The organism is Marinobacter algicola DG893 (assembly GCF_000170835.1).
GTDB lineage: Bacteria > Pseudomonadota > Gammaproteobacteria > Pseudomonadales > Oleiphilaceae > Marinobacter > Marinobacter algicola.
In genome coordinates this window covers 95268-106809 of the sequence record NZ_ABCP01000002.1, presented here as the reverse complement: position 1 = coordinate 106809, position 11542 = coordinate 95268, and the positions used below count along the sequence as shown (strand labels likewise).

General features: G+C 47.8%; 6 protein-coding genes. 3 read left to right on the top strand and 3 right to left on the bottom strand.

The features are described 5' to 3' along the window. Positions 1-16: 16 nt before the first annotated feature. Both MDG893_RS02730 and MDG893_RS02725 read right to left on the bottom strand, forming a co-directional pair. Positions 17-2362 carry a pentapeptide repeat-containing protein gene (locus MDG893_RS02730; protein ID WP_007152186.1) on the bottom strand — a complete coding sequence of 782 codons (2346 nt, stop codon included), beginning with the start codon at positions 2360-2362 and terminating at the stop codon, positions 17-19. A 403-nt stretch (positions 2363-2765) separates the two neighbouring features. Further along, the gene (locus MDG893_RS02725) at positions 2766-3425 is read right to left on the bottom strand and encodes a hypothetical protein (protein ID WP_007152185.1); all 660 of its coding nucleotides are present in this window, start codon (positions 3423-3425) and stop codon (positions 2766-2768) included. A gap of 172 nt (positions 3426-3597) precedes the next feature. Between MDG893_RS02725 and MDG893_RS02715 the strand changes: the two genes are divergently transcribed. After that, positions 3598-4733 (top strand): IS3 family transposase gene (locus tag MDG893_RS02715; protein ID WP_425268447.1). Its coding sequence is split into 2 segments (ribosomal slippage): positions 3598-3850 and positions 3850-4733, totalling 1137 coding nucleotides; the frame shifts between segments, so codons are not numbered across the junction. A gap of 116 nt (positions 4734-4849) precedes the next feature. On the opposite strand, the gene MDG893_RS02710 is transcribed toward MDG893_RS02715, so the two are convergent. Next, positions 4850-6196: an esterase/lipase family protein gene (locus MDG893_RS02710; protein WP_040474255.1), complete on the bottom strand. Its 1347-nt coding sequence runs from the start codon at positions 6194-6196 to the stop codon at positions 4850-4852. Between the two features lie 223 nt (positions 6197-6419). Here MDG893_RS02710 and MDG893_RS02705 point away from each other — a divergent pair, with 223 nt between their 5' ends. Next, positions 6420-7160 carry a tyrosine-type recombinase/integrase gene (locus tag MDG893_RS02705; RefSeq protein WP_007152181.1) on the top strand — a complete coding sequence of 247 codons (741 nt, stop codon included), beginning with the start codon at positions 6420-6422 and terminating at the stop codon, positions 7158-7160. A 743-nt stretch (positions 7161-7903) separates the two neighbouring features. Then, positions 7904-11503, top strand: coding sequence for a YobI family P-loop NTPase (locus tag MDG893_RS02700; protein ID WP_007152180.1), 3600 nt, complete (start codon positions 7904-7906; stop codon positions 11501-11503). The last annotated feature ends 39 nt before the right edge of the window (positions 11504-11542 follow it).

Genomic DNA, 11542 nt, shown 5'->3' with positions numbered 1-11542 from the left:
TTAACCGGATACTTATCTACTGTTTCTGCGTTAATCCAGCTAAGCCAGCGACCAGAAACGATCCAAGAATCCAACCAAGAAGTTTTTGGAAGTAAAAGTAGAGTGCGACTCCCCCCGAAAGCGAAACCTCCTCACTATTTTTCAGGTCAACGACAGGAAGGAGTATGTCAAGACTGTATATAAAACTACCTGAAAAATCTTGTGCAAGGCCATTTTCGGCATGGTCAAAATGGCAAAGTAACAACGCGCCTATTGAAGCAAACATTATTACCCAGACCAAAACACGGAAATAGCGCGCTCCCAAGCCATATCCGATAGTAATATTGAGCAACATAGATCCGAACCACTTTAAATAGTGGCCTCTTTTCCAGGCCTCGATTCGCTCGCGCCGACGACTATCATAAAGAACTAAATTGGATTTCGTTGAATCTCCAGCCGCTTTGAAGGTTTCAGCAAGTTGGACGTAGGGCTTAGGGCTGTAGACAGGATCTCTTGAAAGCCACTCGAGATACCATTCAGTATCTCGAGTTAACATGTTAAAGTCTCCTTGCTCGCCTCCGCTGCCTTTGAATATCCACCCTTCCTCTCCATCTCCACCGCCGAGGCAATCGTAAACGAAGCCTTCTAGCTGAACGACCTCGGGCCAGCCGTCTTTCCTATCTTGTAACGCACCCACATGTGCGTTCCGGAGCTTGAAGATAGGGTTTTCGTCAGTGGTCCACAAATTTTGTGGTTTTACCTTTGCTCCTAAACAGAGTTCGCCCCGAATTTGAGCGCCGCTGAGATTGACTGAACCAAGATCATTGCCACAGAGAAAGAGATTCATCTCTATTCGAACGAATTTAGCGAGCAACGAGCCATTCAAAACGCTTTGTTCTATTCTCAGTTCGCTTCTGACGTTTGCGCCGCTAAGATCTAGGTCCTCCTCAATGATTGCGCCATAAAAACGTATATCCCGGCCAACATTAGCTAAAGCAAGAATCACTGAGCGAAATGAGCAATTATTATGAGCCAAAATTGAGTCCGCTACATCAATCGACTCCATGCTCAACGAACCTCGAAAAACCGATCCGGACAGCCGAATCTGCCTGCCAATATGCGCTCCCATCAGTTCTACCTGTCCGAAGCTGGCTCCTTCTTCCATAGTTAGGCTGCCCGTAACCTCCACGCTGTTCATGTTGAGAAAACCGGTAACCCTAGAGCCGGAAAAACTTAGTTGAGCTCGAATCTTAGTGGACGCCAAGTGTACATCGCTGAGGTTTGCTGCTTCGTCAAGAAAGAGACTACCTGCTATTTCGGCACTGTCGATTGAAAGACTCCCTGTCACATCGGCCCCGGAGAGGAAAACGTCTCCTCCAATTCTTATACTATTTAAGTTGATGCTTCGAAATTTGCTCTCTTCATCCATTCGCAAAGATCCGCCGATCTCCATGAAAGCCATGTAAATCTCGCCGCCAACCATTGCTTTGGATAGCCTAACTTTGCCTCTAATTTTGGCATTTATCAGGTCAACTACTTCCAGGCTGATGACGGAGTCCATGATTAGATTTCGAGCTTCAACGGATTGCATCAACAGTTCATCAGAAATTGTTGATTTTTCGAGGGATATATCGTTTCCAACCTTCGCACCTAGCAAATTAACCGACCTAAAGCTTGCTTCATCCATAAAGATACTATCTGTAACTTTTATGGACTCCATGAAGGTTGAACCCCTGACCTTTGCAGAACAGTCCAACAATAATGAACCAAAAATTTCGGTCGATTCGATATCTAAGTTTTCGTGAAAGGACCCGCCAGTTAACTTGAGGTTTTCTCCAAACTTGCAGTAATCCAAACTAACATCTTTGTTGCAGACAACGTCATTTAGAAACAAGGTTTTTGCAACTTCGACACCTCTCCCTTTGAGTTCCCCCCTAATTCTAATATTGCTAAGCGTGAGGATCTCGCCAATTTTTGCGTATGCTATATCTAGGCCTTTGTTAGGAATAGAGAAAAATGATCCTTCCAGGGATAGGCTACCTTCAATCCTTACGCCGTTTAAATTTGCAGAATCGTCAAATCGACAGAGGTCCAGCCATAGGTCGCAATTGAGACGGCCGGATTCAAGATCTACGCCGTCCTCAAACCAAGCCCCTATGACTCTTACTCCTTTGCGAGAAATACAAGAGTATAGAGATTCTGTAAAAAGGAGTTCACTAAAAAATCTTGAACTAAGCTTTCGATTGTCAGTCCAGCCAAACGTATCGATAGGTGCTAGAAGCGGCTCATTTCTCCCTTCACGGGCATTAAAATCTGCTTCTTTGCCCGCGCGGATTTGCTCCCAAACCCAGCATTCAGATTCTGTCCATTCCCTGCCACTCATAGGGTAGAGGTCCTTATTATTGGATTTTCAGGTCAGCAGCTCATTTTTAAAATGATGCATTAGTCACTACTATTAGCACTTCTCGGCCTTACTGTGGGACACCACAATTTGTTAAGCTGATAGCCTTGGCGGTCCTAGGTTAGTGTCTATACTATCCAGCGAGAGATCCTCCTAGGTGCTTTGATCTTTCTGGACTTACCCCGGTGCAGTAGAGTGGGGTAAGCTCACCACCGATTTAAAGCCATCCGTCGAAGCGGGATAGAACCCTCTATGAACCCAAGTAATACCTGCCTACGGCAGAAATTTCATATGGGGGCTGACGACTCTTATAACGTCCGGGGGGGGCATTGATTTCGAGCAGACGTAAATTCGAGCGAGCCTCTTCGAATTTGTCGATGCGTGGCTAAAAATCGGATCTAGCACTCTCCATACGCTGACTATCGTGGGTCAAAGTTTCATCGAGTTTCTTTTTATCCCAGTTTTCTTTTCTTGCTAGATAGTCATCACTGATAATTACAATTGCGATTGTATGGTCCTCTGTGCCAGCTTTTAGCTCATGAATCATAATTGTTGCTTCTCCCTTGGCCGCAGTAGCCGTCTTTCCTGGGACGCCGCTCTCTGCTCGATTATCCGTCACTTGGAACTGACCATAAACGTTCGAGTAGATACTGATTAGATCGTCAATGGAATACGCATGCGCGGTTTCGCCGAGGAGTTTTGAGAGTTTCGAACCCTTCACAATAACGGATGCCTCCAGCTTGAATAGACCATCGAAATTAGGTGGCTGATTCTTGAACTGTTCCGTGCAGTGTGCGGTCCAGCCATCAATACCACCGTATGTCCAGTCACTGCTGATTGCTGCAAGACATCCTAGACTAAGACCCATAGACTGAGCTTTCTTGCCATGTCTCGAAGGGCCACCTGTAACAGAAGTAATTTCCTCTGCATTCATGCCAAACTTTAAGCCTTTGAAAGTTATTTTTTCTTGTGCGTGTGATGTTGCTGAAAGGAAAAATAGCAGCGATAGAATGATCGAGAGATCAAGGTTTTTATTGTTAAGCATTGGAACCTCTTTGATTGCAAAAAAGGTCGCCGGGTTCTACCCCGTTTCCACGGACGGTTTGGAAGCGCCTATGGACTTACCCCGGTGCAGTGGACACGCCTAGCCTATGATTGGACTTACCCCGGTGCAGTGGACACGCCTAGCCTATGATTAGAGCATAGGAGGAATTGCCATGAGCAGCCAACGTTACCCCCCTGAATTCAAGGACGAAGCGGTCCGACAAGTGCTGGAGCGGGGCTATACCGTCGCCGAAGTGTCGCAACGACTGGGAGTATCGACTCACAGCCTCTACAAATGGGTTAAGGCCGTGAAACCGGATAAGTCTGACGAACAGGCTGCCGAATTGGTCGAAGCCAAGAGCGAGATTCTAAGGCTACGGGCCCAGATGCGCCGGATTGAAGAGGAGCGGGATATCCTAAAAAAGGCCGCTCGGTACTTTGCCAGAGAGCCCGAGTAAAGTATCGGTTCATCAACGATCACCGACACGAATTCAATACGAAGACCATGTGTCGCGTGCTCCAGGTGGCTCGCAGCGGGTTTTATCAATGGCTGCATAAGCCATTATCTGACCGAGCTATCGATAACCAGCGGCTGCTGGCGCAGATCCTGGCGTCGTATCAGGGAAGCTCTGGTGTCTACGGTGCTCCACGCGTGTTTCTGGACCTTCGGGAAGCCGGTGAAACCTGCGGCAAGAACCGGGTCGCCCGGTTGATGAAAGAGCATAAAATCAAAGCGCTGCGAGGCTATAAAGCGCCAAGGGTGATTGCCGGACGACCGTCAATCCTGACCCCGAACAAGCTTCAACGTGAGTTTACGGTGGACCGCCCGGACAAGTCCTGGGTCACCGATATCACCTATTTGCGAACCTGGCAGGGGTGGCTGTATCTGGCGGTGGTGGTCGATCTGTTCTCGCGTCGTGTGGTGGGCTGGTCCATGAAACCCACGCTGCACCGCAGCCTGGTGGTGGATGCACTGCTGATGGCGGTCTGGCGTCGACGCCCGAAAGCTACCGTGCTGGTGCATTCCGACCAAGGCTCCCAGTACGGCAGTGATGACTGGCACCGGTTCTGCCGTGCCCACAATCTAGACCCGAGCATGAGCCGTCGGGGCAATTGTTGGGATAATGCCGTCGCGGAATCCTTCTTCAGCAGCCTGAAAAAGGAGCGTATCCGGAAGCGGATCTACAAAACCCGTGACCTGGCCAAGGCGGATGTGTTCGACTACATCGAAGTGTTCTATAACCGAATTCGGCGTCATACCCATCTGGGTGGCGTCAGCCCAGAGGCCTTTGAAATGGCCTCCGTTTGAGGCTGGGGTGTGTCATGTGTATCGGGGTAAGTCCACTATGGACATGGTATTCGACCTATGTAACTACTCATGTATGCTCTAAATTAATTCGCAAATAATTAAAAACCCAGTATTTTCTAATTTATAGATTTAAACTGGAAAACGTTATCTTTCTGATAGCGTTTAATTTTCATCGTAATCAAAAGCGTTCGATTAGGTTTAAATAAATCCCTCAGTGCGTTTTGGTCTAAGCACAGAGTCGAGATGTCTTCATCGGTGTAAGTTCTGTACCCGACAGGCCTATTCATAATATCTGGTGAGGCAGTAATACTGATGTTTAGATCGTCTGATTCTTTGTCTAAAATCTTGGAAAGTTCAGTGCAATTGACAAGAAAGCTTCGGTATGAGGCATCGTCACACCAGGCGTGTACGTTGGCCACCACGTTTTCTTGGAGTAGTCTTGTTCTGTGGCGGTTACGTCGACCACTGTCATCGTTAACAAAAAACTCAATAACATAGTCTTGAACAGAGGAACCTTGATTATCAATAACTCTAATTACAGTGTTCTGGTAACTGTCATGGTGAGTGCCTCGTCGTCTTTCCGCCTTCTGAGTTACTTCTTGGTTGTGCTTTGTGAGCGTGTCTTGCCACTTGGAAAAATCGCTATCCTCAACTTTTAAAGCTTCCCGGATGAGTTTCCAGATCGATCTCCTATGGGGTCCTCCGTCCTTTGCCGCAATTGAGCTGTGGTCCTCTTGATCGGCAATCCCGAACGCAGTAGATCCGTGGTCCCGACGCCCAGTGATAGCGACCGACTCTTGAGCCAGAGTGAAATCGAGGTCGAGCTTCGTTGCGTTCAAATTTGCGGTGGAGACCCTTACAGTTCCGTCGGTTCCCGGTTTGTTGGCAAGCGCAGATATTCCATTGTATCCAATATTGCCGACCAAAACGGTACAGAGAATACGTCCAGGACCATAGTATTGTTCCTCGGCGAATATGTCCTTTTCTGCAAGACTCCAAGAGTACGGGCTTGCAATTTCAAGACCTTTCAAAATCTTGGTTCCGGTTTCGAATAGACGAGTACCTTTCCAGCCTTTAACTGCACGCCCAATCAAGCTTCTCCCGGTATGAGCGAGGGGAGAGCCAAAATTGGCCGGTGCCAACATCAACAGCCTTTTGATAGGTGAGGTCCTAGGTTTGAAATAGTTGGTCAGCCAGTGACGAACCACCAAGCCTCCAGTGCTGTGTATAATCACATCAACACTGCGAGGAGCTGTCGGAAGCTCCTCCTTTATCCAGGCTCTCTGCATAGCCTCAACTAGATCGTCATAACCAATCTCGTCGTCTAAAGATATGTAGTCGGCGAGCCTTAGATGGCGGATTTCCGATGAGTAGAGTCGATCCGGTCCAGGTGATGTCAGTTTTCGGGCGAGTGACTTGAACGATGAGGCCCCGTCGCTCCATCCATGGATAATGATCAACATGGTGCCTCCTAAACCGATGGTCATATCCGTTCCGTCTTGAATTTATTTAGCCCACTTTCAGTGATTGGTCAAAATACGATCAAGAATACAGTGATTAGTAGTTCGTCAACCGACTCCCGTTTATTGCGGTTTTCCCGTTGGTTGCCATACTTAGGAGACCGAAAGAGGGCGCTTGGCCGGGCCTTTAATTCCACTTCAAAATTGACAGAACCCCGGAGGGGAAATGTCAAAATCCATCACCAGCGCGCGGTCATTTCCGCGCCCGTCTCGAAACACCCGCTCGCTCGGCTTCCAGGAGCGTCCGCTGGTCTCGTTCCCGATCCAGGAAGTCACCATCGATTGGGACCGGCTCATCGACAAGCGGCCGCTCTTGCTGGAGACCCTCGACACCATGCCCAAGTACCTCCTCAAGCCCGAGGTGCTGACGCTGCTGGAGGCCGAGACCCACCCCATGCACCGGCTGATCCTGGATCTGATGTGGTGCACCGGCGCGCGGGTCTCCGAGGTGCTGGCGATCACGTCGGCGAGTTTCCACGACGACGGCTACGACTTCGGGGTGATCCTCAAGACGCTCAAACAAGGGGCAGGGCGGCCGAGCAAACGCAGCCTGCAACGCTCGCCCAAGCGGTTTATCCCAATTCTGGATAGAGACTTTCAGACCCGGATTCAGAGCTATCTGTGGATGGGGAAGTTTCGGAAGGACGAGCGGATCTTTCCGATCACGCGCCAGGCGGTCAGCGCAAATATCGACAGGCTGATTGAGCAGGTGGGGGGAGATCCGCCGTTCAAGATCGGGTGCCACACATTCCGGCACAGCTTCGCGGTGCATCTACTGCTGCACGGACGGCCGCTGAAGTTTGTGAGCCAACTCCTCGGGCATCGGAGCGTCGAATCCACAGAGGTGTACACGAATGTGCTAACGTTCGACGGGGCACATTTTTTGGAAGGCGTGGATTTTCACTGATCAATAGATCTGCTTTCGAGTTCCCGAAACTGTCTAGATCCTGGGCTGCCGGCTCCATTTTGTTGCGTTTCGCTCGGGAAGCGCATCCGGCCAAATTAGCCCTAATAAGTCAGCTCATATATTGAATATCGGCTACTGTCTTTTTCATTTGGAAAAGCTTTGAAAGCTCAAACTATTAGCTTATGCAACAGACATCATTCGATATGGTAGCTAAGATGATGACATCTTCGCTTTGGAGTAATGGGCGACGAGCAAGCCTATCAAAAGTCTTTAGGGGTGAATCGGAGGCAACCATCTAAAGACCGCAGCTGCCAAGCCCTTGAGACCTTATCTGTCAGGTCTCATTAATGGCCTACTTTAAACCACCCTAAGCCCGGTTTACAGCGAAGGTTTTGGGGAAAATGACAGCGGAAATTACGCTGCTTGAATGCATCAGCGACAAGGCCATTCAAGTAGAACTCTAAGGAGGGAGTATGATCAGCGAAATCAAAATCAATCCACCGATTGTGGCCTACTACACTCTAGCTGCACTCAGCGCTCTTCGACCAGAACCTCCATACCGGTATCCAAGGCTTCCTGAACATGGAGAAATTCTGAAGGGACTTGCGGATCTATTCAATAAATTGCCGAGGGTTCGGCTCCGGCATCCAGCTTTCAACGAGCAAAATTGCCAAGGAAACAGTATTTATATGCACGTCAGCTCTTCGTCTATTTTCGTATCTTGAAGATTAAGCTAGGACCGTATGATAGAAACAGTGATCTCCCTAACTCGCCAGCTTGCCGACGGCCTCTATGGAATAGTGTCTTGCCTGGAAAGCAAATACCGCTCCGCCGAGATGCAATCAAAGTTCGTTGACCTCGCGCCAACTGATAAGGCTGACGAGTCCGGCGTATATTCCGAGGCGATTCTGTTTGCGACGAACAATCCGAAGGTCTCCAACATTGCATTGACGGGGCCTTACGGATCGGGAAAGAGCAGTATCATCCAATCATTCTTGAGAAAGTATCCGCGGCCTGCGCTCCGTATTTCTCTCGCTGCGTTCGTTCCGGAAGCCGACTCGGGAAGCGACAAGGTGGGCCGCCAAGAGATTGAGAGAAGTATCCTGCAACAGATGTTGTATGGTGCTGATGCCAACAAGCTCCCACTATCGCGGTTCAAAAGAATTCAGTCGCCGGGTTTTTGGTCGTTTTTGAAATCGTTTTTCATAGTGCTGGGTGTGGTCGCTCTGTGGTACGTCTTTAATCAGCGGGAATATTTCGTCAGCGGCTCCTTTTTCAATGATCTCTCTATCACCAACTGGCCGTTTTCTTTCAGCAATTGGTTCAACCTGGGAAGCTTTCTATTCGCTTTCATATTCCTGTGGGTAACACTGCATCACTTTTATGTCGCGAGCTTAGGTTTGTCACTCAGGGGTATTTCGTTGAAGGACGTTGAGTTAAAGCCTGCACATGATGACCAAGCATCCATATTAAATCGTCACCTAGACGAAATAATCTACTTCTTCCAATCAACCAATTACGACCTGGTCGTTATAGAAGATATTGATCGATTCGAAGATGCCGAAATTTTCGTGACGCTGCGCGAAATTAATAGCCTCGTGAACGAGAATGCAGGCGTAAAACGTACCATTAGGTTTCTCTACGCTCTACGCGATGACATGTTTATCAACACTGATCGAACCAAATTCTTCGAATTTATCATCCCGGTCATACCAATCATAAATACATCGAATTCGATCGACATGGTATTGAAGCAGGGAAGGAGACTTGAGCTAGACCAGCGTCTCAATCAACAGTTTCTGAGAGAGGTCTCTCGATACCTTAACGATCTGAGATTAATTCAGAACATTTTTAATGAGTACGCCATTTATGTTGCTAATTTGGAAATAGATGGTGAAAACCTGCTCGACGCGAATAAGCTTCTTGCAATCTTGATTTACAAGAACGTTTATCCAAGGGATTTTGAACAACTGCACCGCGGCGCCGGTACTCTTGCTGAAATATTGAACCTTCAAGACGAGCTTATTAGGCATGGTGAAGCAACTTACAAGACAGAGATCGCGGAGCTTGAAAAGAAGCTTGAACTAGCCGAGCGCCAAACGCCATCGGATCTAAGAGAACTACAGCGAATTTACACTATGGCCCTTATTGAGCGGCTTCCAGCAAACATCACCAGCGTTCGCAGCGACGGACCATGGATACCGCTGAAAGAATTGGTTGGCCACGAAAGGTTTGATCAACTCATAGAGGCCCCCCATCTTTTATGCCGAGTCGTTAATAACCAACAAAACCCGGTAAATGTTTCTAATTTGCAAAGAGAGGTGAACTCTCAGAAAACCTATCACCAACGAAAGGAGGAGATTGAAGTCAAGGCGGCTGATAGTAAGGACAAGATCCTACGCGAAATTCGGGAACTAAGATCAAAGATCCCAGCGCTTCGCATGACTAAGCTTAATGAGCTTTTGCGTTTGAATGCTGATCGCGTGCAGGATCTTTTAGAAAGCTTCGGTGAGAACGGAGAGCTTGCCCGTTTTCTGATTCTGGAGGGCTATCTCGATGATACCTACTACCAATACACTTCACTGTTTCACTCAGGCCGGTTGTCGCCCAATGACAATAAGTTTCTTATCCAGATACGGGCATTCGTCCAACCTGATCCGGGATTTCCGATCGATAATCCAAAAGAAGTCATTGCAGCGATGCGAGACGAAGATTTCCGTCAAAACTTTGTTTTGAATGTCAACCTTGTCGATAGTCTGCTGAGTGACCATAGCCGGTATATCGGCCAAAAGAGGAAGCTTTTCGAGTATCTCTCAACAGACTTTGAGGCGGCCAAGGACTTTTTCGATGCCTATTATACTAGCGGCTGCTACGTGGAAGAGCTTCTTTCGGGACTGGCTGAATCTTGGAGACGCCTAATACCAGCTGTAATAGCGAGTCCTGAAAGTATCTCTCATGTCACTCAGTTGGTTTCGAAATTACCGGAAGAGTCGCTTAAGAAACTCGCAGGCGATTTTCACGAGTTACCAGAATTTGTTTCGGCTAACCTTCCTGAGATTTTGGCGAATTCACCGGAACTGGAACCGAAACGCCTTGCTTGCCTTGACCTTGAGATCAAAGACCTGGCTGCAATCAAAGATTACTCTGAGATCGTACGCTTCATGGTCGAGGAGGGACTCTTCAAACTCACAATCGCGAATCTTGAGTTTGTTTATCAAGCGATTCTGGGCGAAGACAACCTTGAGCCACTTCGTGAAAGGAACTTCACGACCATACGTTCGGTTAATAACGAAACCTTGTTAAAAAGAATCGAACGGGATTTCGACCGGTACCTACGTGATATTCTCGTAGAGCTCCCTGCGAATTCGAAGGAAGATGCCGCCGCTATTCTTGCAGTTGTGCGCCACAATGAAGTGGATCACGATGATCTCCGAAGTTTTCTTGGGCGGCAGACGACTCAGCTTCCTTCGTTGGCGGATGTACCTGAGGAATTGCATTCAATGTTGTTTAATGAAGCTGTGATCCAGCCAACTTGGGAAAACTGCCAAGCGTTCATGCAAGGTGAAGGATTCGAGGCGGAAAGTTTAATTGTTTATCTTAATCAAGAAAGAATCCGCGAAGCTATTCTGGAGCAACCCATACCTAGTGACTCGGATTCAGTCGATTTGCGTCTCTTTTTGTTCCAGACTGGTTCTCTCTCTGATGTAGCATACAAAGAGTATATTCGCGCTTTGCCAAGGGCAGTAAGGACACTCCCGGAAGGCCTGGATTCCTCAAAAATTAAAATTCTCATCGATGAGGGAAAAGTTTTATTTAACAGAGCAAACTTTGACGCTCTTGCTGACAAGGAAGAATTGCAGGTGCGATTCGTATCTACCAACATCGAGAAATACTTAGCCGATTCAGAGAGCTTTGCCCTCGATGATAACTTTCGAGAGGAGCTTCTTAGGACAGACATTGATGATGCATCTAAGCTAAAAACTATTGAATTGATGGACTTAGACGCGCTTGAGGGAGCTCCCGAACGTTCAGCTCTTATTGGCTCTATTATCAGCAAAAGTGACGCTAAATTATCCAACCTTACTGGTACTGCTGCGCAATCCCTAATAAAGCATTCCACACCAATTGCAACGCAAATCTCAATCTTCAATCACTACCACGCTCTGTTGACTGATGACGAAGTGCGTAACGTGCTAGCAGAGCTACCGAAACCATTTTCTGAAATAAAAACTGGGTATAATTCGCCGAGATTAGAAACCACCCCCGAAAACCAAGATTTGGTCCAGTGGCTTGATTCAAGAAAATTTATATCGTCATGGAGTAAGGGGGGGGTTCTTCACTGAATATATAAGGGTGAATCTATACAGGGGAAGATAAGCGCC

What these genes read in the sequence shown, in the direction of transcription:
- MDG893_RS02730 (WP_007152186.1), bottom strand. Translation starts at nt 2,362, where the DNA reads ATGAGTGGCAGGGAATGGACAGAATCTGAATGCTGGGTTTGGGAGCAA.
- MDG893_RS02725 (WP_007152185.1), bottom strand. Translation starts at nt 3,425, where the DNA reads ATGCTTAACAATAAAAACCTTGATCTCTCGATCATTCTATCGCTGCTA.
- MDG893_RS02710 (WP_040474255.1), bottom strand. Translation starts at nt 6,196, where the DNA reads ATGTTGATCATTATCCATGGATGGAGCGACGGGGCCTCATCGTTCAAG.
- MDG893_RS02705 (WP_007152181.1), top strand. Translation starts at nt 6,420, where the DNA reads ATGTCAAAATCCATCACCAGCGCGCGGTCATTTCCGCGCCCGTCTCGA.
- MDG893_RS02700 (WP_007152180.1), top strand. Translation starts at nt 7,904, where the DNA reads ATGATAGAAACAGTGATCTCCCTAACTCGCCAGCTTGCCGACGGCCTC.